This window comes from Bacillus sp. KNSH39 (assembly GCF_052656585.1).
The window spans coordinates 3,079,498-3,104,426 of record NZ_JBQXYO010000001.1 but is presented as its reverse complement, the minus strand read 5'-3'; the positions used below and the strand labels follow the sequence as shown (position 1 = coordinate 3,104,426).

Below are 24,929 nucleotides of genomic sequence, written 5' to 3'. Positions count from 1 at the left end.
TTTAGGCTCAACGGAGAGAGGATTATGAATTTCTCGTATAATCTCCACTTTTTCCACCTGTTTTTTCAAGTAAGTACGTTTCACCGATAATCATACCTTTATCGACAGCTTTACACATATCATACACAGTAAGAGCGGTAGCGGAAGCAGCTGTTAAAGCTTCCATTTCAACACCGGTGCTACCTTCTGTTTTAACTTTTACTTCAATGAGTAAACGATATTGTTCTTCTGATTGTTTCCAATCGAAAGAAACGTCAACACCTTTTAATAATAAAGGGTGGCACATTGGGATAATATCAGAAGTACGTTTCGCAGCCATAATGCCTGCGATTTGCGCAACTGCTAATACGTCACCTTTCCCAATTTCATTGTGAGAGATTTTATCGTAAATTTCTTTCGTAACGACAATGCTAGAGCACGCAATTGCTGTTCGAACGGTTGCTTTTTTGTCGCTTATATCAACCATTTTTGCGCGTCCTTGGTCATTGAAATGTGTAAATGAAGACATGGAATTCCTCCTTGAAGTAATTTCTATTGAATATATAAAGTTTAATCGAGATAAAAAAAATTGCAAATATGAGGTGAGAAACGATGGTAGAAAAACGAATTCCAATTCAAGTTGCTGAGGCAGTAGAACGGGTAATGAAATATGCGAAGCATGGTGAAGTAGAAGAAATTTCTATTACGGAAAGTTACGGGAGAATTCTCGGGGAAGATGTTGTCTCAGATCATGACGTTCCTCATTTTGATCGTTCCCCTTACGATGGTTTCGCCATTCGAGCAGAAGATACGAAAGAAGCAACTCAAGAGAATCCAGTTGAATTTGAAGTAATAGGAGAAATCGGGGCGGGTTCCGTTTTTTTAGAGGAAGTAGGAGCTTTTGAAGCAATTCGCATTATGACAGGAGCAGCTATTCCAGAAGATTGCAATGCAGTCGTAATGCTAGAGCTGACAGAAGGGTTTGAGAAGAACGGGAAAACATATATGAAGTTAAAACGCCCTTTTAATAACGGTGACAATGTGTCGTTTAAAGGAGAAGATATAAAACAAAATCAAGTTCTCGTTAAGAAAGGTGTTGCAATTAATCCAGGTGTTGCGGCCTTACTAGCAACGTTTGGATATAGCACGGTGAAAGTTGTAAAACAGCCTGTTGTCGGTATTGTAACGACAGGAAGTGAATTATTAGAAGTACATGAGCCGTTAGAACCGGGGAAAATTAGAAATAGTAACTCGTATATGATCGCAGCTCAAATTATGAAAGCTGGCGGGAAAGTTCGTTATTATGGTCAACTCGCGGATGAGTTAGATGCATGTTTTACAGCTGTTCAATCAGCGATGGATGAGGTCGACATTTTAATTACAACAGGCGGTGTATCAGTAGGAGATTATGACTACTTACCAGCTATTTATGAAAGATTACAGGCAAATGTACTCTTTAATAAGATAGCCATGAGGCCCGGAAGTGTAACGACAGTAGCTGAAGTTGATGGAAAGTTACTCTTTGGTTTATCAGGAAATCCGTCTGCTTGTTATGTAGGCTTTGAATTATTTGTGCATCCAATTATAAAAACGTATTTGTATGCGAAGGAACCTCACGTATATAGAGCGGATGCTATTTTACAAAAAGATTTTCCGAAGCCAAATCCATTTACTCGTTTCGTAAGAGCGAACGTAACAATTGTGGATGGGGCGTTACAAGCGATGCCGGTTGGTTTAGATAAATCGAGTGCGGTATCTTCACTTGCAGATGCGAATGCTTTTATCGTGTTACCCGGAGGAACGAGAGGATTTGAGACCGGAATGAAAGTATCCGTATTATTGTTAGAGCACTCTGAGGGATGTGAGTGGCCATGGGCGAAGCCCCTTCAATCTTACAAATAGTAGGGTATCAAAATAGCGGGAAAACGACACTTGTAGAGAAAATTGTGCATGCATTAGCCGAAAGCGAAATGAAAGTTGCTACAATTAAACATCACGGGCACGGAGGTTTTCCAGAAGTAGCGCAAAAAGATAGCGAAAGACACCGTAAAGCTGGTGCTGTCGTAAGTAGTGTAGAAGGTGCTGGATTACTTTCACTTTCTTCACTAAGAAAGAAATGGTCCTTGCAAGAAATTATTCGCTTATATGAGTTTTTTAAAGTGGATACAATTTTAATAGAGGGCTATAAAAAAGAGAACTACCCGAAAGTAGTGTTACTTCGTTCTGCGGAAGATGCTGAGCTTTTACATAAAGTAGAAAATATAGTGGCGGTTATTACGTGGTATGATGTCCCAGTAAATATACGAGAAGAATATAAAGTATTTCATATAACAGAAGAAGAGTTGTACATAGACTGGTTTTTACAAACGGTTAGGAGTGCGAAATGACAAATACATATTATGAAGTAATTGATACAGAAATCTCGATTGAAGAGGTAACGAAGAAAGTAATTCGACGTGAATGCGGTGCTGTTACAACATTTATTGGAACGGTTAGAGAGTTTACGAAAGGGCGTCGTACATTATACTTAGAATATGTCGCTTATAAAACGATGGCAGAAAAGATGCTAGAGAAAATCGGATTAGAAGTGAAAGAGAAATGGCCAGGTACACACGTTGCGATTACACATCGCATCGGTACGTTGCAAATTTCTGATATAGCGGTTGTTGTTGCTGTTTCAACACCACACCGTAAAGCGGCTTATGAAGCGAACGAATATATTATGGAACGCATAAAACAAATTGTTCCGATTTGGAAAAAGGAGTTTTGGGAAGATGGTGACTCATGGATTGGTGATCAATTAGAAAAAACACCATATCCGGCGGGAGAGCCTGGGAAGGAGCTATAAGTATGATTCGAGTATTGTTATTTGCGCACTTGCAAGAAGAAGCAGGGACAAGTGAATTACAAATAGAGAAAGAAAATATTACGGTTGCACAGTTAAAAGATGTTGTTGCGAACGAATATAATGTACCAGTTTCAGAGCCAATTATGGTTGCGATTAATGAAGAATATGCAAATGAAGATGACAGGGTCCAATCTGGTGATGTTGTTGCACTAATCCCACCAGTGAGCGGTGGTTAATATTGGATTCATTAAAACGACTTTCCTATATAGGGAAAGTCGTTTTTTTATGGCAGTTTTGAGAACACTAATCTATAGAACAAGGAGGGAATTATGAAAAAAATATGTGTAGTTATGACAATGCTATGTGCGTCTTTTTTCTCTTCTCCAAGTGATTCTTTCGCGAAAGAATCAAGAGAACAGCTTTTAGAGAGTGCATTATCAAATAGGTACTATTCAGTTATTAGACAAGTGACAGAAGATCAATATGAATGTGCTTCAGTCATAAATATAAAGCGTCTCGGCAAGAAAGATGAATTTGTTCCTAGGTATGAAGTGAAGCTACAATTTCTTACATTTCAAGGAGCGCATAATCCCCCGAACGATAAAGTTACGCTTACTTTGGAAGACCATTTAGATCACGTAAAGATAAAGAAAGTGGAGCGAGAAAAGAATGTTTCTGACGCTATTGCAGAAAAAGTTTGTGAACGGGAAAAAGAAAAAATAAAAGCTCACTCTAATGACTTAGAGTGATAACCTATGCATTTAGTAAAGAAAGGTAATGAGTGATGGATATATTTTTAGCGATTTTACCAGCTATATTTTGGGGAAGTATTGTGCTATTTAACGTAAAACTGGGCGGGGGACCGTATAGTCAAACGCTCGGAACAACGTTTGGAGCACTTATTTTCTCAATTGTTGTTTATATTTTTATGAAGCCAGTATTAACACCTACCGTTATCGGAGTTGGAGTTGTGTCAGGTTTATTTTGGGCGCTTGGTCAGGCAAATCAATTGAAAAGTATTGATTTAATGGGTGTTTCGAGGACGATGCCAATTTCAACAGGACTTCAATTAGTCGCGACGACTTTATTTGGCGTTATCGTATTTCATGAATGGTCCACGACAATATCGGTCGTCCTTGGGATTTTAGCGCTCGTTTGTATTATTATCGGTGTTATTTTAACATCGCTTCAAAGTGAAGAAGAAAAGAATGCAGAGCAAGCAGCAAACTTTAAAAGAGGTATCGTAATTTTATTAATTTCAACAGTCGGCTATTTAGTTTACGTAGTAGTGATTAGACTATTTAACGTAGATGGTTGGTCAGCTTTGTTGCCACAAGCAGTTGGTATGGTGTTAGGTGGGATTTTGCTTACCTTTAAACATCATCCATTTAATAAATATGCAATCCGAAATATTATTCCAGGATTAATTTGGGCAGCTGGAAATATGTTTTTATTCATTTCGCAGCCGCGTGTTGGAGTCGCAACAAGTTTCTCGCTATCGCAAATGGGAATTATTATTTCCACGCTTGGTGGGATCCTTATATTAGGTGAAAAGAAAACGAAACGTCAATTAACGGGTATCGTTGTCGGTATTGTTTTTATTATCGCAGCCGGAATTATGTTAGGTATAGCCAAAAGTTAAAGGAGGTATGGAAATGTATAGTGATTTAGCAGGGAAAGTTGTCGTTATTACAGGATCAGCAACTGGTCTTGGAAGAGCGATGGGAGTGAGGTTTGCTAAGGAAAAAGCGAAAGTGGTTATTAATTATCGCTCACGAGAATCAGAAGCGAATGATGTGTTAGAAGAAATTAAAAAGGTAGGCGGCGAAGCGATTGCTGTAAAAGGTGATGTAACCGTCGAATCAGATGTTGTGAATCTCATTCAATCTGCTGTGAAAGAGTTTGGTACGCTTGACGTTATGATTAATAATGCAGGGATAGAAAACGCGGTACCGTCGCATGAAATGCCGCTTGAAGATTGGAATAGGGTAATTAATACAAATTTAACAGGTGCTTTTTTAGGAAGTCGTGAAGCGATTAAATATTTTGTAGAACATGATATTAAAGGTTCTGTCATTAATATGTCTAGTGTTCATGAGAAAATTCCGTGGCCACTATTTGTGCACTATGCAGCGAGTAAGGGTGGTATTAAACTGATGACAGAAACGTTAGCGCTAGAATATGCGCCAAAAGGTATTCGAGTAAATAATATTGGACCAGGTGCAATTAATACGCCGATTAATGCAGAAAAGTTTGCTGATCCTAAAAAACGTGCTGACGTAGAAAGTATGATACCGATGGGCTATATTGGAAACCCTGAAGAAATTGCAGCAGTAGCAACTTGGCTCGCTTCTTCAGAGGCGAGTTATGTAACGGGCATTACGCTATTTGCAGATGGTGGAATGACGTTATATCCATCGTTTCAAGCTGGGCGTGGGTAATATAAAAGGACGAAGAGATAAAACTCTTCGTCCTTTTTTTACAAAAAAAATAGCGGCCAGCTATTTTAAATTTAGTGATTAATTGTATCTTGAAGAAATTCTGTTGCTTGATGTTCAGTAACATTTTGTACGAGCGCGACTTCGCTAATCATCATTTTTCGTGCATTATCTAGCATTTGTTTTTCGCTCGCATTTAATGCTCTCTCTTTATTGCGGCGAAGTAAATCCCGAACAACTTCTGCACTATCTTGTAAATTGCCATTTTTCATTTTTTCCATATTCATTGTATATCTTTGTTTCCATGAGAGTGATGGGTCTGACTCCCCGTTTTGAAATTCAAGAAGTATATCATCTAACGTACCTCGATCAACGATATAACGAATACCCGATTTTTTTAATTGATCCATCGGAAGCATTACTTGCATATCTTTACTAATGATGCGTATCACACAATATTGACGTGAAGTACCTAATATTTCTTTCTCTTCAATTGCTTCAATGATTCCTGCACCGTGCATTGGATAAACGATTTTATCACCAATTTGAAACAAATCATCCACCTCCATATGTGGTAACCACTTTTAATGATAGCATACGTATGTAAAAATGTCAAATTTTATATAATAACATAATATTTATATTCGAGTCAATAAGATAAAGTGCTTTTTTATGTTTTTTTTTGGGACCTTATTTATCGTGATTTTTTTAGAAAAATAGTACAGGTGAAGAAAGAAGGCATATCCACTTATTTTTAAGCATAAAATGTAAAAGCGCTAATACAATATACCTAAATCCGTTCTTTGCAAAGGAGGGAGAGAAGGTGGGGCGCACAATAAAAATTGATATTACAAATAAAGTTGTAGCTAAATTTAGACAAAATTATTTGGAATTATATACGAGTAAATTTATGATAGGTAAGTTTTATGTCTATACTGAAGATAAAGAATATGTGTTAGAAGACGGATATATATATGAGAATGGAAAGTTTTATCGCATCATAGATACGCACCGTGGCAATAATCAAGCGGCCGAGGGCTGCGATCTAGGACGGTGTTAACATGATTCGTGTGAAAGTATTTGATGAAAGTCACGAAAAAGACTTAGAAGACGCTGTGAATGTGTTTTTGAAAAAGATTGATGATAGCAACTTTGTAGATATTAAGTATCAAGTTGGTGTTTCTATTAACGACGATGAAAACCAAATTTATTGTTTTTCAGCAATGATCGTTTATAAAGCATAAAAAAGAGCTGGCTCACCCAGCTCTTTTTTATGTTTTATGTTGGGACAACATGTGTCGGTAATACGTTCATAATAGATTGGGTTGTGCCTAATTTCTTTGTCGTTAAAAGAGGCTCCCCTGTTTCATGGTTTTGGGCATCTTTACACATACCAAGGTGATAACGATCACCTAAAAATGGATCAATATAAAAACCGTTTTTGAATACTTTATCATTTGGATGTTTTTCATGGTGAATATCAGAGCAGTTAATGCAATAGAACATAGCGTTCAACCCCTTTTTATTTTGTTTGAAAAAAGTGAGTCGGTAGTCATTTCGCTCCTAAGGAAATGTTGAGGAGAAGAGAAATAACTACCTACTCAAATGGTGGGCATATTCCTTCTGATTTGTCATATCTCGCGTATTGTCCCTGAGGGAAGGAGGAGAGACGAAGTACGCATGATATAAGTAAGGCGCTTCTTTCAATATGAATGATGGAGTTTCATGTTGAGAGAAGTTTTTATTTTGTATTGCCTTTGTGAGTATATTATGAGGAAATGCTAAGAGGGTGTTTGTCCTGTTGAAAAAATGTTGAGAATTTCTCAACAGTAAAAGAATTAGCGTTGACATGAAACTAAAAGGTGTTATATTATCAAAGTATAACCAAAAGGTGTTATGTTGTAACGCCGAGTAAAGGAGAATGAAAATGGAACAACAAAATACATTAAATGATATTAAACAAACAATCGTTTTTAACGCGTCTATTCAAAAGGTATGGAGTGTAGTATCAACTGCAGAAGGGATTGCGTCATGGTTTATGCCAAATGATTTTGTATTAGAGGTAGGACATGAATTTCATGTGCAATCACCATTTGGGCCATCACCATGTAAAGTATTAGAAATTGATGAACCAAACCATTTATCTTTCTCATGGGATACAGATGGCTGGGTTGTTTCATTTGATTTGAAAGACTTAGGAGATAACAAAACAGAATTTACGTTAATTCACGGCGGCTGGAAACATCCTGATGAAATTCTTCCGAAAGCAAATGCGAAGAGCTCTATTATTCGCGATAGAATGAGCGGTGGTTGGGTAGCGATTGTAAATGAAAAACTGAAAAAGGTTGTCGAAGGCTAAGTGTCCTCGTCAGCAGCGAAATATGATGTATTTCAAGCAATTGCTGATCCAACCCGCCGAGAAGTAATACGGTTATTAAGTGACAAAGAGTTACCGATTTCCAAAATAACGGATCATTTTCCGATGAGTCGTACTGCGGTTGTAAAGCACCTTCATATTCTTTCAGAAGCGAATTTAGTAAGTGGAAGAAAAAGCGGAAGAGAGAAGATATATCGTTTGCATCCAGAACCATTAGAAGAATTACAACAATGGCTCTCGTATTATGAACGTTTTTGGGATAATAAATTATCCATGCTGAAACATATTGTGGAGAATGAAGAATAAAAAGGATGACCAAAATGGTCATCCTTTTATTGTTGCTCACTTGTTTGTGTAGCTGGCTTTAATAAGAGCCAAGCGATAATTAATGTAAATACTGCTAATACGAAAGTGCTCATATAAATGACGTGTACGCTTGATGCTAATGCAGATTGCGATTCGGTTACTACGTTTGCTGTAGTACCGCCGTGTCCGCCAGATACAAGATCAAGGTTTTTAATACCACGTGTGTGAATCATCGTATTGAAGATTGTACCGAATATTGCAGCACCTAACGTTTGACTAAATGTATTAATAAATGTGTTTAAACCAACAGCTGTTCCGCGTGTATGAGCTGGTACAGCTGCTTGAATTGTTACCATGTAAATCGGTGTCACAAGCCCCATTCCTAAGCCGAATAATCCGACTGCTACATAAATAAGGAACGATGGTGAATTTGTTGATAGTGTAAATAATAAGAACGTAGCGACTGATAAAATGCTAGCTCCAAGTAAAATGATTTGTTTCGTTTTTAATTTGCCTACTAAGTTACCAGAGAAAATAGCGCCAAATGTCCACATAACAGGAATTGGCATTAAAATAAGTCCAGCTTCTGTAGCGTTTTTCCCTAATACACCTTGGCTCCAAATTGGAAGGTACATTGTAATACTAATAATCATTGCGCCAGCAATAAGAGTTAATATATTTATCGTAGATAATGTACGGTTAGAGAAAAGTGCTAGCGGAATTAATGGTTCCGGAGATTTCTTCTCGATGAATAAGAAAATAATAAATGAAATAGCGGCAAAGATTAATAGGCCGATAATTGTCATGTCTCCCCAGTTTTGCTTACTGCTACCTGTTAATAATGCATATAGTAGAGCGATTGTACTTAATGAGAAGACTGTTGCACCAAGATAATCGATATGATGCTTAGCAGGTTTAATAGATTCTTTGTAGTAAATTGCAATCATTAAGCAAGCGATAATTCCGAATGGAACGTTTAGGAAGAAAATATAACGCCAAGAAAGGGAATCAACTAAAAATCCACCTACTAACGGTCCGATAACACCGGATACACCCCAAACGGCACTCATCCAACCTTGTGCTTTCGCGCGGTCTTTCGCTTCGCTATATAAGTCTCCAATAATCGTCATTGTGATTGGCATAACAGCACCAGCACCGATACCTTGAAGCGCGCGGAAGAAGATTAATTGTTCCATCGATGTAACGACTCCGCAAAGTGCAGAACCGACTAAAAAGATTGTAGCTCCGATCAGTAAAACTTTTTTACGGCCAAATAAATCAGCGAGCTTTCCGTATATTGGAGTCGAAACAGCTGTTGCAAGCATATAAATTGCATATACCCAACTAACAAGTTCGACGCCTGACAAATCACTCGTTATACGAGGGATTGCTGTACTAACAATCGTTCCTTCTACCGCAGAAAGAAACGTCATTAACATTAAAGACATCATGACTTTTTTTCTCATTTGTTTTCCCCTTACCCTTTTTTAAATATTCAACAATATAAAATATAAAGGTACTAAGGTATATAAAGCAACAAAAAAGCAATGGGAAGTTAAGTGGAGCCTATATTTGTCGTTTCTTGTCGGTAAGTCGATATATTTGGGAAATCGCCGATATAAGTTGCAGAATCGCTGATAAATTTGGAAAATAGCCGATATAAGTTGCGGAATCGCTGATATATTTGTGGAATCGCTCATATAATTTCATGTACCTATAAAAAAAAGAAACAGGAATCCCTGTTTCTTTTTTTAATACTGCATTTTCGCGTTTTCTCCAGCTGTCGTTCCGGCAATTCTACCAGTAACAAGGGCTGATGTAATATTATAGCCACCAGTATAACCATGAATATCAAGAACTTCTCCGCAGAAATATAAGCCGTTCGTAAATTTAGAAGACATTTCTTTCGGATTAATTTCTTTCACGGATACACCTCCGCCAGTAACGAATGCTTTTTCAATTGACTGCGTACCATTTACATTCACAGTAAACTCTTTAAAGTCTTTCACAAGTGCACGAATCTTTTCGTGAGAAACTTGTCCAGCTTGTTCGCTGCCGTCAATTTCATTTTTTTCTAATAAGAATAGGAAGTAACGTTCAGGAACATAACCTTTTAAAACGTTTTTAATTCCTTTTTTCGGATCTTCTTTCATTTGTTTCAGCATGCGCTGAAATAGTTGTTCACTATTTTCCTCTGGCAATGCATCAATACTCATTTGTATTGTATTCGTTTTAAACTTTTTCAGTCCTTTCACGACGAATTGGCTACAGCGAAGAGCAGCAGGTCCAGATAGGCCGAAATGAGTGAAGAGCATGTCCATTTTGTGAGAAATGATAGCTTTTCCTTTCGGATTTAATACACTTAAGTTTATATCACGTAAAGCAAGACCTTGTAATGAGCGGTCACGTATAAACGGCTCGTTTGAAAGGATAGGTACTTCTGTTGGGAATAATTCTGTGATTGTATGACCCGCTTTTTCAGCCCAAGCATATCCGTCTCCAGTAGATCCAGTTTGAGGAACTGATTTTCCGCCAACAGCGATAACGACGTGATTTGTTTCTAACACTTCGCCTGTTTGCAGTATAACTGCTTTTGTTTGACCATTTTCATATTCAATCGTTTCAACAGGCGTATTTGTACGAATTTTTACACCTAAGTCTTTTAATCGTGTTAAAAGTGCGTCTACAACAGATTGTGCTTTGTTTGACACAGGGAACATGCGACCGTGGTCTTCTTCTTTCAATTTAACACCGAGATTTTCGAAGAATGTAATAATATCTTCATTATTAAAAATAGAAAAAGCGCTGTATAAGAAGCGACCGTTTCCTGGTATATGTTTAACAATTTCATCAAGTGGTAGACGGTTCGTTACGTTACAGCGTCCGCCACCAGAAATTGCAAGTTTACGCCCAAGTTTATTTCCTTTATCAAGAAGTAAGACATTTGCGCCTTCTTCTGCAGCACCAATTGCAGCCATTAGCCCAGAAGGACCGCCGCCGATGACAATAACATCATAATGCATAATATATCGACCTCATTTTCTACATTTCCTGCCTAAAAGAATAGCATGTTTTCCCTTAAAAGAAAAATAGAGTGAAGTACTGCTTAATGAGAGAATTGTGGTACAATACAAAAGTTAGAGTTCAGCACTATCCTGCCATTTGTAGGCGATAAGACTAAAACCTCAAGATTTAGGAGAAGTAAATAGGGAGTCTGTTAGCCTGTAAATGCTCGAATGGTTCAACTAATAAGGAGTAGGAGAGAAGTCTCCAACTAATTATAGTTTCACTTTATGTAGATGTAGGAGGATTTTTGTATGTCCGATTCGAAATTTCTGCGCGGAACGCTTATTGTTACGCTAGGGACATTTTTAGTAAAGTTCTTAGGCATGATTTACGTCTTTCCGTTTCATGCATTAGTAGGAACAGAAGGCGGAACGCTCTATACATATGGATACATTCCATATACGATCTTTTTAAGTATCGCAACGGCAGGTGTGCCACTTGCTGTTTCAAAATTTGTTTCCAAATATAATGCGCTTGGCGATTATAAAACGAGCCGGAGAATGTTCCGCTCGGGAATGGTTATGATGATAGTAACAGGAGTTCTTTCGTTCCTAGTGCTGTACATGACGGCGCCATTGTTTGCAGAAGCGATGCTTGGTAAACAAAGTATACACAATAATGTAGGAGAAGTTACGACGATCATTCGTCTTGTAAGCTTCGCGCTTATTGTTGTACCAGCAGCGAGTTTAATTCGTGGTTATTTCCAAGGTCACCAGTCTATGGGACCAACTACCGTTTCACAAATTATTGAACAAATTATTCGTATCGTCTTTTTATTAGCAGGTAGTTTTATCGTTATTAAAGTACTTGGCGGTACAGTTGCAACAGCAGTTGGAGTAGCGACATTTGCTGCGTTCGTTTCAGCGGTTGGAGCACTCGGTGTGTTAATTTGGTACTGGCTAAAACGTAAAAAATATTTGGATCAATATTTAATTGAACAAACTGTACCAGAATCAACAGTAAGCACCGTTCAATTGTTTAAAGAGTTATTTGCATATGCGATTCCTTACGTTGTAATTGGGTTAACAATTCCTTTATATCAACAAATTGATACATTGACATTTAACTCAATTATGCAGGCGATTGGTCAAGGTGATATCGCAGAGCGAGCTCTCGGTATTTTCACAATGTGGACGCATAAGTTAATTATGATTCCTGTATCACTTGCAACAGCGTTTAGTTTAACGCTTGTACCAGCAATCACAAAATCATTTACTGAAAAACAATACCGCTATTTGAAATTACAAATTACACAAACATTCCAGGCAAATATGTTTTTAACATTGCCAGCAGTTGTCGGTATTTCTTCACTTGCATATCCAATTTATACTGCGTTTTACGATTCAGATCCACTAGGTGGACAAGTATTAATGTGGTATGCACCAGTTGCGTTGTTATTCGCTTTATTTACAGTAACAGCAGCAATCCTGCAAGGTATTAACCAGCAGAAGCATGCGATTATTGCGCTTATAATGGGCGTTATTTTGAAATTTGTATGTAACGTAATCTTTATTCGTTATTTCGGTACAGTAGGAGCAATTCTAGCGACAGCAGTTGGTTTCTTAGCTTCTGTTTGGTACACAAATCAACAAATTAAAAAATACGCACACTATTCATTCGGTGTTGTATATAAAAGAACATTCCAAATTGCAGTACTGACACTTATAATGGTCGTTGCTGTAAAACTATCACAATGGATTCTATCCTTCATGATTTCGCCTGATGGCCGTATTGGTGCTCTTATAACAGTTGCGATTTGTGCAGGTATTGGCGGTCTTGTTTACGGATTGTTAGCAATTCGCACAGGAGTACTTGAAAGAGTATTTGGTGGAGAAGCATTAGATAAAATTCAACGTAAACTTGGTAGTAGATTTAAAATAAAGTTGAAATCAAGAGGGGCGTAATTACGTCCCCTTTTCTATGATAAATAAAGAAGGTGAAAAACGTGAGATTAGATAAATTATTAGCAAATATGGGATATGGAAGTAGAAAAGAAGTAAAGAAATTATTGAAAGATGGCGTTGTGAAAATTGATGGAACGCCAGTAAAAGATGCGAAAGTTCATGTAAATGTAGAAGAGCAAGAAGTTATGATTCACGGTGAAGTTGTGGAATACAAAGAATTTGTTTACTTAATGATGCATAAACCACAAGGTGTTATTTCAGCGACGGAAGATGATAATCATGAAACAGTAATAGATTTATTAGAATTAGAAGATGCAATCTTTGATCCGTTCCCAGTTGGACGACTTGATATCGATACGGAAGGCTTCTTATTGATAACAAATGATGGGAAGTTATCACATCAATTATTATCTCCGAAAAAGCATGTGCCGAAAAAATATTATGCACACGTTGCAGGAGTAGTAACAGAAGAGGATGTAAAAGAATTTGCTAAAGGTGTTATTTTAGACGATGGCTATGAAACAAAGCCAGGTGCACTTACAATATTGAAAAGCGATGATATTTCTGAAATTGAGCTTGTGATTACGGAAGGGAAATTCCATCAAGTGAAGCGTATGTTTGAAGCGGTAGGAAAAAAAGTAGTCTACCTAAAGAGAACAGAGATGGGTCCGTTAGTATTAGATGAAGAACTAGAACTTGGACAATACCGAGAGCTAACAGATGAAGAAGTAGAAATGTTAAAAACATATCAAGTAGATACTGAAAAGTAGTACCTTTATAGGCGCAGAAAAGACCCCTTTCTAATTATTAGAAAGGGGTATGTATTTATTTACCATACAATTATTTTTCGTTATGAGGTCATTCTCACTTTCTTTCCTGTTGTTGTCCACTTACCGCGGCAAGGGCTATACACGAGTTCATTAAACTGCAACACATTTAGATCACGTTGTATCGTTCGCGGTGTGATCCCGAACTCATCTACAAGGTCTTTCGTCGTTACCGTTCCGTTTTCATTGATGTACATATAAATTGATTTAATGCGTGTTAGCATACGAGTAGTTGTAGGTTTCAAGAGAAAACCACTCCTCTACTAGTTTTTTTGACCCCATTCAGGAAAGAAGGTCGTTACTACCATTGTACTCTACATGATAAAATTCATGCTTTAATCTACTTAAATTTTACAGAAATTTAACAAATATTCATATAGAAAAATATTGGTAGTTGACATTGTATATATGGTCAGTCAACTAACACATAAAATTCTACGTAAAACGCCAAATTCCTGCAAATTTTTTTGAAAAAACAAAAGAAAAACTAATAAGAAATATCTGAAATATTACAATTGTTCGGTATTTAGTTTTCGTGTATGGCATAAGAGATTTCTGTTTGTTATGATGAAAGAAACAATATAGTGAAGGATGGATGCGTGATGTCAGCGATTAATTGGACAGAAGAAGTTGCAAAACGAAAAGATGATTTAATTCGTGATACACAACAATTTTTACAAATTAAAAGTGTATGGGAAGAAGAATCTGCGAAAGAGGGCGCACCATTCGGTGAAGGTGTAGAAAAAGCTCTATCTTTCATGTTACATAAAGGAGAAGCTGAAGGTTTTGCTTCTAAAAATTTAGAAGGATATGCAGGTCATCTTGAAATGGGACAAGGAGAAGAATTAGTAGGTATTCTTTGTCACGTTGACGTTGTACCAGAAGGAGATGGCTGGACGACTCCCGCATATAGTGCGGATATTCGCGATGGAAAGATTTTTGCACGTGGTGCAATTGACGATAAAGGCCCAACGATGGCAGCATATTATGCAATGAAAATTGTGAAAGAATTAGGCTTACCTCTTTCAAAACGTGTTCGTATGATTATAGGAACAGATGAGGAAAGCAATTGGAAATGTGTAGATCACTACTTTAAAAATGAAGAAATGCCAACAATTGGTTTTGCACCGGATGCAGACTTTCCAATTATTAATGCAGAAAAAGGAATTTCTGATATACAAGTTGTGCAAAATGGTAGTGAAGAGAAAAAAGGTACATATGAACTTGTTTCATTTGATTCAGGGCGCCGTTTAAATATGGTTCCTGATTTTGCAGAAGCAGTTATCACAGGAGAAGATGTAAATGCACTTACAGTAGCATATGAAGAGTATTTACAAACTGCTAAAAAAATAGGGGAATCGACTATAGAAGGAAATACAGTGACGTTGCAAATAGAAGGAATTTCAGCGCACGGATCTACTCCTGAAAAAGGAGAAAATGCAGGTTTATTATTAGCAAACTTCTTAACTACAGTTTCACTTGATGGAAAAGCAACTGCATTTGCGACATTTGCAACAGAAACATTTACTGGTGATATTTTTGGTGAAAAAGCTACTATTGCTTACAAAGATGAAATTAGCGGTCCGTTAACAGTGAATGTCGGTCGCATTTCTTATACGAAAGAAAACGGTGGTAACTTAGGGCTAAACGTACGTTACCCAGTTACAACTAACTTTGAAGAAACAATTGTGAAGTTGAAAGAATATGTTGGTACGCATGGTTTTGAAGTGGCTGACTATTCTAATTCTCGCCCACATCACGTCGATAAAGATCACGTATTAATCCGTACGTTACAACGTGTGTATGAAGAACAAACAGGTGAAAAAGCAGAACTATTAGCAATCGGCGGCGGTACTTATGCTCGTTCATTAAAAGCTGGTGTGGCATTTGGCCCGCTATTCCCTGGAAAAGAAGAACTTGCGCATCAAAAAGATGAGTATATCGAAATTGAAGACTTATTGAAAGCAACAGCAATTTACGCGCAAGCAATTCATGAATTAGCGAAGTAATGGATATATAAATAATGTCCGCTCTCTATTTTAGAGAGCGGCTTCTTTTTACCTGAATGAGATAAGAAAGAAAAGCAACAATAGAAAAGAAGGAGAAGATGTACATGGAACTGCATTATTTTGTCGCAATTACGTTACCGAATCATATAAAAGAAATGCTGTCTAACTATAAAGAGGATATGCAAGAGGAATTACAATTTCGTTCATGGGTACATAAAGAAGACTATCATATTACCCTTTCATTTTTAGGGAGTGCAACGGGGGAACAATTAGAGGGAATAAAGAATGGATTAAAAACAATTGCAGAAACAAAAGAACTATCGTTCACATTACAAGGTTTTTCAACGTTTGGTAGGGAAGATCAGCCTCGTATTTTTTGGGCGAAGGTAAGTGAGAATCACGATTTGTTTCAGTTGCAAAAGCAAATACATGCCATTTGTGAAGAAAATGGATTTTCTCTAGAAACACGCCCATATCACCCGCATATTACCGTTGCTCGTAAATGGATAGGAGAAGAAAAGTTTCGTTTAGAAAGTATAAAAGAAGTGCCTGAAATATCATTTCAAGCAGATACAATTACTTTATACGAATCCCACGTGAAAGAAACCCCGAAGTATAAATCGATTGCTGAAATAAAATTACAAAAATAGAATGTTGAAAACGTTTTTTATGCAGGTGAATATACTATAGAGAAGAATGGAGTTACTGTATAGAGTCTTGTTGATAAGAAAAGCCTTATCATTTGCAGCTCATTTTATCTCGCCTAATTGGTGAAGGCTAATAATAAGTGAGGATGGAGAAATTTTCTCGCTCATTAAAGTTTCACTTTATTTTAACTTTGAGAATGATGGTGATTTTTTTATGTTGAAAGTAAAACGTCCATTTGATGCCTATTTAGATGAAATGAATAAAATTACAATTTTGCTCCCACATGCGTATGGAACAAGTCGGACATTTCGTTTGCAAGAAGGAAGTAATGTGAAAGATTTACCGATTGCTCATACTATTGCGCTTCCAGATGCAACGAAGTATGAGTGCTTTATAGAAGAGCCGCTAGATGTGGGGAAGTATTATACAGTACGAGATGAACGGAATGAAGAAACTGATTTACAAATAGGTGCTGTTATTCGAACAAAAAGTTTCGATGAAAAGTATTATTACGAAGGTACAGATTTAGGTGCTGTTTATCAAAAAGAAGAAACGACATTTAAAGTATGGGCCCCAACTGCAAGGCTTGCGAAAGTAAGAATTTATAAGAGCGATAAAGAATATACCGATCATGAAATGTACAGGGGAGAAAACGGAGTTTGGATTCAAACATTACAAGGTGATTTAGACGGAGCACGCTATACATTTCTTGTTTGTATTAATTTAATATGGAACGAAGCTGTGGATCCTTATGCAAAGTCGGTGACGGTAAATGGAAAACATGGTGTTGTTATCAATTTAGAAAAAACGAATGTAACAAGACGAGAGGGATTACCAACATTACAATCAATGACAGATGCCATATTGTATGAACTGCATATTCGTGATGCGACTATACATCCAAATAGTGGAGTAATTCAAAAGGGAACATATAAAGGATTGATGGAAGAGGGAACAACAGGACGGAATGGGACATTAACAGGGTTGTCTCATATAAAAGATTTAGGTGTTACACATGTTGAACTATTACCTTTATATTGTTTCGGTGGTGTAGATGAGGCGAATCCTTCGTCCGCCTATAATTGGGGATATAATCCATTATATTACAATGCACCAACAGGATATTATGCTACAAACCCCTCTGATCCGTATAACAGGATAGTTGAGTGCAAACAACTAATTGAAACATTTCATGAACAAGGTATTAGGGTGATTATAGATGTTGTCTATAATCATGTTTATGAAAGAGAGCTATCATCATTTGAAAAGCTTGTTCCAGGATACTATTTTCGTCATGGTGAAGATGGTATGCCTTCTAATGGGACGGGAGTCGGAAATGATATAGCGTCTGAACGGAAAATGATGAGGAAATTCATTGTAGAGTCTATTTTATATTGGCTTACTGAATACAATGTCGATGGATTCCGATTCGACTTAATGGGAATTTTAGATGTTGATACAATGAATATGATAGAAAAAGAAGTGCGAAACATAAAACGAGATGCTTTGTTATTAGGAGAAGGATGGGATTTACAAACACCGCTTCCTGCCAAAGAAAAAGCAACGTTAAATAATGCGAAGAAAATGCCACATATCGCGCAGTTTAATGATCAATTTCGTGATGGGATAAAAGGGAGTACATTTCATATAAATAAGCGTGGTTTTGCATTTGGTGGGCATGTAGACTGTAATCATTTGCAGTATATTGCAGCAGGAAGTCTTTTAAGTATGAAAGAAACAGGGCTGTTTCTAGAGCCAGCGCAAAGCATTAACTATGTAGAATGTCATGATAATATGACGATGTGGGATAAACTAGTGCGCAGTAATGAAGAATCAGAAACGATTTTGAAAAAACGTCACCTGTTAGCGAGCGCAATGGTTATTCTTTCACAAGGCATCCCTTTCTTACACGCAGGGCAAGAGTTTTATCGTACGAAGAAAGGAAATGAAAATAGTTATAATGCAAATGATGAGATCAATCAATTAGATTGGGATCAAAAAGAGAAAGAGATAGAGACCGTTAACTATATAAAAGGTTTAATTGCGATTCGTAAAGAGCATGGGGCATTCCGATTACAAAGCGCAGACCTTATAAAAAAACATATGACTTTTTTACAAACATCTACAGAAATACTTGCATATCACCTAGAGCATGTAGAAACGTTTGGGCCATGGAAAGAGATTATCGTCTTATTTAATAGCGGTTTAGAAGCTAAAACTGTGCAACTTCCGAAAGAAGCAACGTGGCATGTGTTAGTAAACGAAAACGAAGCGAAAATAGAGCCAATTTCTTCATTTAGAGGAAAGGAACTTAAGCTCGCTCCAATTAGCACGTATATATTGACGATAATGTGACAAATCGCTACTTGACGATGAGAATGTAATAAATGTAGAATTGACAAAGGTGACGATTTTGATAAGTTGTCATTCTATGACAGGTTTTGTAAAATAAAATAGAGGATTTTTGGCTTAGGCTAATTTTTCTTTTCATTTACAGTAAAATATATGAATCCACAACATGTGTAGAAATGTTGCGGTTTTTCTTTTCATAACTATAAAAGATAAGGATTTGTTAACGGGTAATGAATATGGAATGGTTGGAACAATTATTAGGAAAAGAGTGGAGTCTTGTACCGGCTGGTGGAGTAACGGGCGATGCATATATTGCGCAAAACGGACAACAGAAGTTATTTTTAAAGCGGAATACATCGCCCTTTTTAGCGGTATTGTCAGCAGAAGGAATTGTTCCAAAATTACTTTGGACAAGAAGGGTAACGAATGGTGATGTAATTTCTGCTCAAAAATGGCTTCCGGGACAGAAGCTAGAGCCAGAGGATATGAAACTAGAACGTGTTGCGAAACTGTTGAAGAAAATACACTCCTCTAAAGCGCTTGTACAGATGATTCAAAGACTTGGGAAGCAGCCGCTTCACGCACAAGAGTTATTACAACAACTGCAACTCGTTTTAAGAGGAGATATAAGGGATGATGAAACAATTCAGCAAGGCCTTCAATATTTAATGGATTCATTAAAAGCTATTGAATACAATGAATTCGTTGTATGCCATTGTGATGTAAATCATAACAACTGGCTATTGTCGGATGAAGATGAATTGTTTTTAATTGATTGGGATGGAGCTGTAATTGCTGACCCAGCTCTAGACCTCGGTATGTTATTATATTGGTACATTCCGCGCCAGGAATGGAGTGAGTGGCTCGGTTACTATGATATTGAAATGGATGAATCGCTGCTTAGGCGTATGAGATGGTATGTGATAGCACAAACGATTTTGTCTATTCAATGGCATACAACAAAAAAACAGCAAGCAGAAGCTGAATATTGGCATCAATATTTACAGCAACTACTTGCTTCAGAATGATACTTAAGAAAAATTGTCCATTCCAGCAATCCACTGAGTAAGTTGTTCTTGATTATTGGAAATATGGTTGTCCAAATTAGAGGAAGATTTACCCGATTGACTATAAGAATATACATCGTTTAGCATTGTTTTAGCGTCACTACTTATATTATCGTTTGCGAGTAACGATTGAATGAGGCGCTCTAATTGCTCGCATTCTGAAACTGTCCCGCAGCAATCACTTTGGTGGTTGACTAAAATATCTTTCAGCACTTCTAATTGATGTTGTTGATTAATTGGCATGAACGGATCATCCTTTCGATTGTTTTTCTCTTCAAATGTAAGAGAAAAAGCTGTTTCGTCATGGAATGTTTAATGCTGTATGTAGTTTTTATCAAAATGGTACATCTTATACTTGAAAGAAACGGACCGAGTGCTCGTACGTACTTGGTTTTTTGTTTGGTAGATTGATTAAAAAAGAAAGAAGGAATTATTCCTTTAAAATAGCTATGTAAAGAGAGGGAAACATCTATGCGTTTAAGACATAAACCGTATGCAATGGATCGAATTAATGAATATTCACATATCGTAATCGGAAACCCAGAGGAGCGCGCTGGTAGCTGGAAAGAAGTATTTGGAAACGAACAACCAATTCACATTGAAGTAGGTACAGGTCGTGGCCGCTTCATGTATGATATGGCGAAAGCGAATCCACATATTAATTATATTGGAATTGAAAAATTCACAAGTGTTGTTGTAGATGCACTTGATAAATTAATTGAAGAAGAATTACCAAACTTAAAGTTAATTAATAAAGATGCTGAAGATTTAACAGTTTTCTTTGCGAAAGGTGAAATTGATCGCGTTTATTTAAACTTCTCAGATCCATGGCCAAAGAAACGTCATACGAAGCGTCGTTTAACGTATAAAACATTTTTACGTAATTACGAAGAAGTGTTAGTAGAAGGCGGAGAAATTCATTTCAAAACAGATAACCAAGGTTTATTTGAATATTCTCTTATGAGTATGGCTGAGTATGGTATGTTACTAACGTACTTAAGCTTAGATCTTCATAACAGCGACTTTGAAGGTAACATCATGACTGAATACGAAGAGAAATTCTCTAGTAAAGGTCATCGTATTTACCGAGTTGAAGCAAAATATCGTACAGAGCCTATGCAGTAATGCGTAGGTTTTTTTACACCTAAAATAATCAGAATTTTATGTTAAGATTAATTAAAAAGGGGGATGTGTAATGGAACAGTTACAAATTGGAGATATAAAAGTAACGTGGTTAAAAGGCGGGAATACACATTTAGATGGAGGAGCAATGTTTGGAGTCGTGCCGAAAGTACTTTGGTCACGTAAATATAAACATAATGATACAAATCATATTTATTTACGAACAGATCCGTTACTTTTGCAAACAAAAGATGGAAATATGCTCATTGATTCCGGGATAGGAAACGGTAAGTTGAATGAGAAGATGAAACGCAATCAAGGTGTAACAGAAGAATCATCGGTTTATGAATCATTAGAAAAATTAGGATTAAAGCCTGAAGATATCGACTACGTCTTGATGACACATCTTCATTTTGATCATGCATCTGGTCTAACAAAATGGGAAGATGATCACCTTGTACCGGCATTTCCAAATGCGAAAGTTTACGTAAGTGAAACAGAATGGAATGAAATGAGGAATCCAAACATTAGATCACGTAATACATATTGGAAGGAAAATTGGGAGCCAATTGTAGATCAAGTTGTTACGTTCCAGCAAGAAATAGAAATTACAGATGAAATCAAGATGGCACATACGGGTGGGCATAGTGATGGACATGCAGTTATTGCTTTAGAAAGCCAAGGAGAAACGATGCTTCATTTAGCAGACCTATTGCCGACGCACGCGCATCAAAATGTATTATGGGTAATGTCATACGATGATTATCCGATGACCTCGATTGAAAATAAGCAAAAGTGGATGAAGTATGGTGCTGAAAAAGAGGCATGGTTTACGTTTTACCATGACGCATATTATCGAGCTGTGAAGTGGAATGAGGAAGGTCATATCGTAGAAAAAATAGAACGGAAAACGAGTATAGAAGCATAAAAATAGGAGGTTGTTCCATCATATTTATTGGAGCAGCTTCTTTTTTATTGTCGGGTTTTGTCGGTAAGTCGATATATTTAAAAAATCGCTGATATAATTTTAATCAATACCCGCAATTTCAAAAAAATAAGAGGTTCACCTAATGGGAACCCTCCGTTTTATGCTGCTATAACCTCTAAAACAGTACCTGTTTTAGCATCAACTAAAAATTCAAATCGTTCTTGTATATCATCTAACATTGTTGTAAGACCGCCGCGATAAACTTCATATGCGACATCATATTTTTCAAATGTCTCTGGAACCATATGTACCCAAGAGCCAGTAATTTCACCTTTATGACTTAATGCTTGTTTCACCATTTTCAATGCTTTTTCTGAAGAAATATGGGATTGTTCTTGTACTTTGTTTGCAACGAGATAACCAGCTGCGAACCCAACGCCAAGACCTGCTACTAAACCTTTCCAGCTCATATATTCACCTCAATTCTATAAAATAAAAATAGTGTACCGATAATAATTATAAAGCAAATACAGCTAAAAAAGAAGAAACTAGAAACATTTCGAAAATTTCGTTACAATAAAAGAGGTATTCTACTAAGGTTTGAAAGAAGGGGACTTCGTGAATAAAGAGACATTACAATTATTTCGTACGTTAACAGAATTACAAGGTGCATCAGGTTTTGAACATGATGTACGCCGTTTTATGAAACAAGAATTAAGCAAATATGCGGATGAAATTGTACAAGACGGTTTAGGTAGCGTATTTGGTCTGAAAAAAGGGGACGAAACTGGCCCACGTGTTCTTGTAGCAGGTCATATGGATGAAGTAGGTTTCATGGTTACGCAAATTACGAAAAACGGAATGCTTCGTTTTCAAACGTTAGGCGGCTGGTGGAGCCAAGTTTTATTAGCACAGCGTGTACAAGTTATGACGAAGAATGGTCCTGTTATTGGGGTTGTTGGTTCTATTCCTCCTCATTTATTAAGTGACGCGCAACGTGCAAAACCGATGGATATAAAAAATATGTTAATTGATATAGGTGCAGATAGTTATGAAGATGCGATTGAAATTGGTGTAAAACCAGGACAACAAATCGTGCCGATCTGCCCGTTTACACCGATGGCAAATGAGAAGAAAATTATGGCGAAAGCTTGGGACAACCGTTACGGATGTGGTCTTGCAATCGAATTGTTAAAAGAATTAAAAGACGAAACATTACCAAATACATTATATTCTGGTGCTACTGTACAAGAAGAAGTAGGTCTTCGCGGAGCGCAAACCGCTGCAAATATGATTCAACCAGACATTTTCTATGCGCTTGATGCAAGTCCAGCAAACGATGCATCTGGTGACAAAACACAGTTCGGTCAATTAGGAAAAGGTGCTCTTCTTCGTATTTACGATCGCACGATGGTAACACATAGAGGAATACGCGAATTCATTTTAGATACAGCAGAAACAAACAACATTCCGTACCAATACTTTATTTCACAAGGTGGTACAGATGCGGGCCGTGTACATACAAGTAACTCTGGTATCCCATCAGCAGTAATTGGTGTTTGTGCGCGCTACGTTCATACACATGCTTCAATTTTACATGTTGATGATTATGCAGCGGCGAAAGAATTAATTACGAAGCTTGTAAGAACAACAGATAAAACGACGTTAGAGACAATTAAGAATAACGCGTAGAGAGGAAGAAGGGCTGAAGAGGCCTTTCTTTTTTTTGCTTGAATAGATGACCCAGCGATGAGTGGGAGCGGTCAGTGCCTGATTGGTGCTCGAATGGTGTATTAAGACCCTGGATAGGAAAAGAGAGGAAGGCTGTTTTTGTTTTTGAAGACGGTAATGTTGTTAGAAAAAACCTTCTTTTTTTAGATTGAATAGATGACCCATCCATGAGTGGGAATGGTCAGTGCTTAATTGGTGTTCGAATGATGTATGAAGACCCCAAGTAGGAAGTGAGAGGAAGGCTGTTTTTGTTTTTGAAGACGGTAATGTTGCTAGAAAAAACCTTCTTTTTTAGGCTGAATAGATGACTTGGTGATATGTGGTAGTGGTTGATGCTTAATTCGTATCTGATAGGGATATTAGAATAGAATGATGAATTTTTATAGAGGTGAACGAAATGAAAGTAGTAGTAGGATCAAAGAATAAAACGAAGGTTGGCGCTGTGGAGAAGGTTTGGAAAGATGCTGAAATTACATCTCTTTCTGTTCCGTCAGGAGTATCAGCTCAGCCTTTCTCAGATGAAGAGACGATGCAAGGAGCGATTAATAGAGCGAAGCGAGCGCTAGAGGAAGGAGAAGCTCCAATTGGTATTGGGCTAGAAGGCGGCGTAATGAAAACGGAGCACGGTTTATTTATGTGTAACTGGGGCGCGCTAGCAACAATGGATGGGAAAGTATTTGTGGCCGGAGGAGCGCGTATTACGTTACCAGACGATTTTTTAGCACCTCTTGAAGATGGTAAGGAATTAAGCGAAGTGATGGAAGAGTTTGTGCAGCGAAAAGATATTCGTAGTCACGAAGGTGCTATCGGTATTTTTACAGATGATTATGTCGACCGCACGGAATTATTTGTACACGTTGTTAAGTTGTTAGTTGGGCAATATAAGTATGACAAAAAGCAAGCATAAACCTTGCACCGTGCGCGATGTATGGTAGTATAAAAGAAAGATTATAACATGAAAAATGCACCCGTTAGAGGAGGAAATATAGATGAAGTCATTAGAAAGCATGGAGCAATTCCAACAGTTAAAAAATGAAGAGAATGTAGTCTTTATGTTCTCAGCAGAATGGTGCCCAGACTGCCGCTTTGTAGATCCATTTATGCCAGAAGTAGAAGAGAAATATAGTGATTTCTCATTTTACTATGTAGATCGTGATGAGTTTATTGATCTATGTGTAAAATTAGACGTATTTGGCATTCCGAGCTTTGTAGCGTACAATAAAGGTGAAGAAACTGGTCGCTATGTAAACAAAGATCGTAAAACACAAGAACAAATCGAAGAGTTCATTGAAGGTTTAAAATAAGGCAATTTGCCAATTGAATTGTA

30 protein-coding genes are annotated in these 24,929 nt (G+C 37.1%); 22 read left to right on the top strand and 8 right to left on the bottom strand.

Features of this window, described 5'->3' with window-relative positions:
- Positions 1–22: 22 nt before the first annotated feature.
- On the bottom strand, positions 23–508 hold the full coding sequence (gene moaC, locus ACUL40_RS15885) for a cyclic pyranopterin monophosphate synthase MoaC (protein WP_000094146.1): 486 nt from the start codon (positions 506–508) through the stop codon (positions 23–25).
- Between the two features lie 83 nt (positions 509–591).
- Between moaC and moeA the strand changes: the two genes are divergently transcribed.
- From moeA to ACUL40_RS15850, 7 genes are all read left to right on the top strand, one after another.
- Positions 592–1,881: a molybdopterin molybdotransferase MoeA gene (gene moeA / locus ACUL40_RS15880; protein WP_000229690.1), complete on the top strand. Its 1,290-nt coding sequence runs from the start codon at positions 592–594 to the stop codon at positions 1,879–1,881.
- Positions 1,851–2,366 carry a molybdopterin-guanine dinucleotide biosynthesis protein B gene (gene mobB / locus ACUL40_RS15875; protein WP_000503325.1) on the top strand — a complete coding sequence of 172 codons (516 nt, stop codon included), beginning with the start codon at positions 1,851–1,853 and terminating at the stop codon, positions 2,364–2,366. The genes moeA and mobB overlap by 31 nt, the downstream gene beginning before the upstream one ends.
- Complete coding sequence (moaE, locus tag ACUL40_RS15870; protein ID WP_000185942.1) at positions 2,363–2,827, top strand: molybdopterin synthase catalytic subunit MoaE; 465 nt, start codon at positions 2,363–2,365, stop codon at positions 2,825–2,827. The genes mobB and moaE overlap by 4 nt, the downstream gene beginning before the upstream one ends.
- Before the next feature lie 2 nt (positions 2,828–2,829).
- Positions 2,830–3,063 (top strand): molybdopterin converting factor subunit 1, encoded by a 234-nt coding sequence (gene moaD / locus ACUL40_RS15865; RefSeq protein ID WP_000621778.1) that lies wholly within the window; start codon positions 2,830–2,832, stop codon positions 3,061–3,063.
- Between the two features lie 93 nt (positions 3,064–3,156).
- Complete coding sequence (locus tag ACUL40_RS15860; RefSeq protein ID WP_000717684.1) at positions 3,157–3,576, top strand: DUF3888 domain-containing protein; 420 nt, start codon at positions 3,157–3,159, stop codon at positions 3,574–3,576.
- Positions 3,577–3,611: 35 nt separating this feature from the next.
- Positions 3,612–4,469, top strand: coding sequence for a glucose uptake protein GlcU (gene glcU, locus ACUL40_RS15855; RefSeq protein WP_000350861.1), 858 nt, complete (start codon positions 3,612–3,614; stop codon positions 4,467–4,469).
- Between the two features lie 13 nt (positions 4,470–4,482).
- Positions 4,483–5,268, top strand: a complete 786-nt coding sequence (locus ACUL40_RS15850; RefSeq protein WP_000286674.1) for a glucose 1-dehydrogenase — start codon at positions 4,483–4,485, stop codon at positions 5,266–5,268.
- A gap of 71 nt (positions 5,269–5,339) precedes the next feature.
- Here ACUL40_RS15850 and ACUL40_RS15845 read toward each other — a convergent pair whose 3' ends face one another.
- Positions 5,340–5,834, bottom strand: a complete 495-nt coding sequence (locus ACUL40_RS15845) for a CarD family transcriptional regulator (RefSeq protein WP_000451442.1) — start codon at positions 5,832–5,834, stop codon at positions 5,340–5,342.
- A gap of 254 nt (positions 5,835–6,088) precedes the next feature.
- Between ACUL40_RS15845 and ACUL40_RS15840 the strand changes: the two genes are divergently transcribed.
- Both ACUL40_RS15840 and ACUL40_RS15835 read left to right on the top strand, forming a co-directional pair.
- Positions 6,089–6,325 (top strand): DUF2553 family protein, encoded by a 237-nt coding sequence (locus ACUL40_RS15840; protein ID WP_000533806.1) that lies wholly within the window; start codon positions 6,089–6,091, stop codon positions 6,323–6,325.
- Between the two features lies 1 nt (position 6,326).
- Positions 6,327–6,509, top strand: coding sequence for a sporulation protein Cse60 (locus tag ACUL40_RS15835; RefSeq protein ID WP_000621751.1), 183 nt, complete (start codon positions 6,327–6,329; stop codon positions 6,507–6,509).
- A 34-nt stretch (positions 6,510–6,543) separates the two neighbouring features.
- On the opposite strand, the gene ACUL40_RS15830 is transcribed toward ACUL40_RS15835, so the two are convergent.
- On the bottom strand, positions 6,544–6,771 hold the full coding sequence (locus tag ACUL40_RS15830) for a DUF3973 domain-containing protein (RefSeq protein WP_000498989.1): 228 nt from the start codon (positions 6,769–6,771) through the stop codon (positions 6,544–6,546).
- Between the two features lie 421 nt (positions 6,772–7,192).
- Between ACUL40_RS15830 and ACUL40_RS15825 the strand changes: the two genes are divergently transcribed.
- Both ACUL40_RS15825 and ACUL40_RS15820 read left to right on the top strand, forming a co-directional pair.
- Positions 7,193–7,624: an SRPBCC family protein gene (locus ACUL40_RS15825; protein WP_000437765.1), complete on the top strand. Its 432-nt coding sequence runs from the start codon at positions 7,193–7,195 to the stop codon at positions 7,622–7,624.
- Positions 7,625–7,948: an ArsR/SmtB family transcription factor gene (locus tag ACUL40_RS15820; RefSeq protein WP_000098837.1), complete on the top strand. Its 324-nt coding sequence runs from the start codon at positions 7,625–7,627 to the stop codon at positions 7,946–7,948.
- 26 nt (positions 7,949–7,974) lie between these two features.
- Here ACUL40_RS15820 and ACUL40_RS15815 read toward each other — a convergent pair whose 3' ends face one another.
- A complete protein-coding gene (locus ACUL40_RS15815; RefSeq protein WP_065382065.1) occupies positions 7,975–9,414 on the bottom strand; it encodes an MDR family MFS transporter in 1,440 nt (479 codons plus the stop codon).
- 285 nt (positions 9,415–9,699) lie between these two features.
- Positions 9,700–10,971: an NAD(P)/FAD-dependent oxidoreductase gene (locus tag ACUL40_RS15810; protein ID WP_445423050.1), complete on the bottom strand. Its 1,272-nt coding sequence runs from the start codon at positions 10,969–10,971 to the stop codon at positions 9,700–9,702.
- A 294-nt stretch (positions 10,972–11,265) separates the two neighbouring features.
- On the opposite strand from ACUL40_RS15810, the gene ACUL40_RS15805 reads away from it, so the two are divergent.
- Positions 11,266–12,918 (top strand): putative polysaccharide biosynthesis protein, encoded by a 1,653-nt coding sequence (locus ACUL40_RS15805; protein ID WP_001284028.1) that lies wholly within the window; start codon positions 11,266–11,268, stop codon positions 12,916–12,918.
- A gap of 41 nt (positions 12,919–12,959) precedes the next feature.
- Entirely contained in the window at positions 12,960–13,688 is a 729-nt protein-coding gene (locus ACUL40_RS15800; protein ID WP_001234947.1) for a pseudouridine synthase, read from the top strand.
- 80 nt (positions 13,689–13,768) lie between these two features.
- On the opposite strand, the gene ACUL40_RS15795 is transcribed toward ACUL40_RS15800, so the two are convergent.
- A complete protein-coding gene (locus ACUL40_RS15795; RefSeq protein WP_000805512.1) occupies positions 13,769–13,990 on the bottom strand; it encodes a DeoR family transcriptional regulator in 222 nt (73 codons plus the stop codon).
- 357 nt (positions 13,991–14,347) lie between these two features.
- On the opposite strand from ACUL40_RS15795, the gene pepV reads away from it, so the two are divergent.
- From pepV to ACUL40_RS15775, 4 genes are all read left to right on the top strand, one after another.
- Entirely contained in the window at positions 14,348–15,754 is a 1,407-nt protein-coding gene (gene pepV, locus ACUL40_RS15790; protein ID WP_139020062.1) for a dipeptidase PepV, read from the top strand.
- A 104-nt stretch (positions 15,755–15,858) separates the two neighbouring features.
- Positions 15,859–16,404 carry an RNA 2',3'-cyclic phosphodiesterase gene (gene thpR / locus ACUL40_RS15785; protein ID WP_000418986.1) on the top strand — a complete coding sequence of 182 codons (546 nt, stop codon included), beginning with the start codon at positions 15,859–15,861 and terminating at the stop codon, positions 16,402–16,404.
- Positions 16,405–16,615: 211 nt separating this feature from the next.
- Positions 16,616–18,757: a type I pullulanase gene (gene pulA, locus ACUL40_RS15780; protein ID WP_065212201.1), complete on the top strand. Its 2,142-nt coding sequence runs from the start codon at positions 16,616–16,618 to the stop codon at positions 18,755–18,757.
- 227 nt (positions 18,758–18,984) lie between these two features.
- Positions 18,985–19,782: a phosphotransferase family protein gene (locus ACUL40_RS15775; protein WP_001986674.1), complete on the top strand. Its 798-nt coding sequence runs from the start codon at positions 18,985–18,987 to the stop codon at positions 19,780–19,782.
- 3 nt (positions 19,783–19,785) lie between these two features.
- On the opposite strand, the gene ACUL40_RS15770 is transcribed toward ACUL40_RS15775, so the two are convergent.
- Positions 19,786–20,064: a YtzH-like family protein gene (locus tag ACUL40_RS15770; protein ID WP_001122235.1), complete on the bottom strand. Its 279-nt coding sequence runs from the start codon at positions 20,062–20,064 to the stop codon at positions 19,786–19,788.
- A 228-nt stretch (positions 20,065–20,292) separates the two neighbouring features.
- Here ACUL40_RS15770 and trmB point away from each other — a divergent pair, with 228 nt between their 5' ends.
- Complete coding sequence (trmB, locus tag ACUL40_RS15765) at positions 20,293–20,946, top strand: tRNA (guanosine(46)-N7)-methyltransferase TrmB (protein ID WP_001239385.1); 654 nt, start codon at positions 20,293–20,295, stop codon at positions 20,944–20,946.
- Positions 20,947–21,016: 70 nt separating this feature from the next.
- A complete protein-coding gene (locus ACUL40_RS15760; protein ID WP_000436848.1) occupies positions 21,017–21,871 on the top strand; it encodes a YtnP family quorum-quenching lactonase in 855 nt (284 codons plus the stop codon).
- A 158-nt stretch (positions 21,872–22,029) separates the two neighbouring features.
- Here ACUL40_RS15760 and ACUL40_RS15755 read toward each other — a convergent pair whose 3' ends face one another.
- Positions 22,030–22,341, bottom strand: a complete 312-nt coding sequence (locus ACUL40_RS15755) for a PepSY domain-containing protein (RefSeq protein WP_000118541.1) — start codon at positions 22,339–22,341, stop codon at positions 22,030–22,032.
- A 148-nt stretch (positions 22,342–22,489) separates the two neighbouring features.
- On the opposite strand from ACUL40_RS15755, the gene ACUL40_RS15750 reads away from it, so the two are divergent.
- From ACUL40_RS15750 to ACUL40_RS15740, 3 genes are all read left to right on the top strand, one after another.
- Positions 22,490–23,563 (top strand): M42 family metallopeptidase, encoded by a 1,074-nt coding sequence (locus tag ACUL40_RS15750; protein WP_001031514.1) that lies wholly within the window; start codon positions 22,490–22,492, stop codon positions 23,561–23,563.
- A 436-nt stretch (positions 23,564–23,999) separates the two neighbouring features.
- The gene (locus ACUL40_RS15745; RefSeq protein ID WP_000869940.1) at positions 24,000–24,509 is read left to right on the top strand and encodes a DUF84 family protein; all 510 of its coding nucleotides are present in this window, start codon (positions 24,000–24,002) and stop codon (positions 24,507–24,509) included.
- Between the two features lie 82 nt (positions 24,510–24,591).
- Positions 24,592–24,906 carry a thioredoxin family protein gene (locus ACUL40_RS15740; protein ID WP_000838193.1) on the top strand — a complete coding sequence of 105 codons (315 nt, stop codon included), beginning with the start codon at positions 24,592–24,594 and terminating at the stop codon, positions 24,904–24,906.
- Positions 24,907–24,929 lie beyond the last annotated feature (23 nt).

Bases quoted from the DNA above. Each gene is read 5' to 3' on its own strand.
- ACUL40_RS15805 (WP_001284028.1), top strand. From the start codon at position 11,266: ATGTCCGATTCGAAATTTCTGCGCGGAACGCTTATTGTTACGCTAGGG.
- ACUL40_RS15745 (WP_000869940.1), top strand. From the start codon at position 24,000: ATGAAAGTAGTAGTAGGATCAAAGAATAAAACGAAGGTTGGCGCTGTG.
- ACUL40_RS15860 (WP_000717684.1), top strand. From the start codon at position 3,157: ATGAAAAAAATATGTGTAGTTATGACAATGCTATGTGCGTCTTTTTTC.
- ACUL40_RS15830 (WP_000498989.1), bottom strand. From the start codon at position 6,771: ATGTTCTATTGCATTAACTGCTCTGATATTCACCATGAAAAACATCCA.
- ACUL40_RS15835 (WP_000621751.1), top strand. From the start codon at position 6,327: ATGATTCGTGTGAAAGTATTTGATGAAAGTCACGAAAAAGACTTAGAA.
- ACUL40_RS15825 (WP_000437765.1), top strand. From the start codon at position 7,193: ATGGAACAACAAAATACATTAAATGATATTAAACAAACAATCGTTTTT.
- moaD (WP_000621778.1), top strand. From the start codon at position 2,830: ATGATTCGAGTATTGTTATTTGCGCACTTGCAAGAAGAAGCAGGGACA.
- ACUL40_RS15845 (WP_000451442.1), bottom strand. From the start codon at position 5,834: ATGGAGGTGGATGATTTGTTTCAAATTGGTGATAAAATCGTTTATCCA.
- thpR (WP_000418986.1), top strand. From the start codon at position 15,859: ATGGAACTGCATTATTTTGTCGCAATTACGTTACCGAATCATATAAAA.
- pepV (WP_139020062.1), top strand. From the start codon at position 14,348: ATGTCAGCGATTAATTGGACAGAAGAAGTTGCAAAACGAAAAGATGAT.
- ACUL40_RS15775 (WP_001986674.1), top strand. From the start codon at position 18,985: ATGAATATGGAATGGTTGGAACAATTATTAGGAAAAGAGTGGAGTCTT.
- glcU (WP_000350861.1), top strand. From the start codon at position 3,612: ATGGATATATTTTTAGCGATTTTACCAGCTATATTTTGGGGAAGTATT.
- trmB (WP_001239385.1), top strand. From the start codon at position 20,293: ATGCGTTTAAGACATAAACCGTATGCAATGGATCGAATTAATGAATAT.
- ACUL40_RS15770 (WP_001122235.1), bottom strand. From the start codon at position 20,064: ATGCCAATTAATCAACAACATCAATTAGAAGTGCTGAAAGATATTTTA.
- ACUL40_RS15755 (WP_000118541.1), bottom strand. From the start codon at position 22,341: ATGAGCTGGAAAGGTTTAGTAGCAGGTCTTGGCGTTGGGTTCGCAGCT.
- ACUL40_RS15760 (WP_000436848.1), top strand. From the start codon at position 21,017: ATGGAACAGTTACAAATTGGAGATATAAAAGTAACGTGGTTAAAAGGC.
- ACUL40_RS15740 (WP_000838193.1), top strand. From the start codon at position 24,592: ATGAAGTCATTAGAAAGCATGGAGCAATTCCAACAGTTAAAAAATGAA.
- moaE (WP_000185942.1), top strand. From the start codon at position 2,363: ATGACAAATACATATTATGAAGTAATTGATACAGAAATCTCGATTGAA.
- moaC (WP_000094146.1), bottom strand. From the start codon at position 508: ATGTCTTCATTTACACATTTCAATGACCAAGGACGCGCAAAAATGGTT.
- ACUL40_RS15850 (WP_000286674.1), top strand. From the start codon at position 4,483: ATGTATAGTGATTTAGCAGGGAAAGTTGTCGTTATTACAGGATCAGCA.
- ACUL40_RS15815 (WP_065382065.1), bottom strand. From the start codon at position 9,414: ATGAGAAAAAAAGTCATGATGTCTTTAATGTTAATGACGTTTCTTTCT.
- ACUL40_RS15810 (WP_445423050.1), bottom strand. From the start codon at position 10,971: ATGCATTATGATGTTATTGTCATCGGCGGCGGTCCTTCTGGGCTAATG.
- mobB (WP_000503325.1), top strand. From the start codon at position 1,851: ATGGGCGAAGCCCCTTCAATCTTACAAATAGTAGGGTATCAAAATAGC.
- moeA (WP_000229690.1), top strand. From the start codon at position 592: ATGGTAGAAAAACGAATTCCAATTCAAGTTGCTGAGGCAGTAGAACGG.
- pulA (WP_065212201.1), top strand. From the start codon at position 16,616: ATGTTGAAAGTAAAACGTCCATTTGATGCCTATTTAGATGAAATGAAT.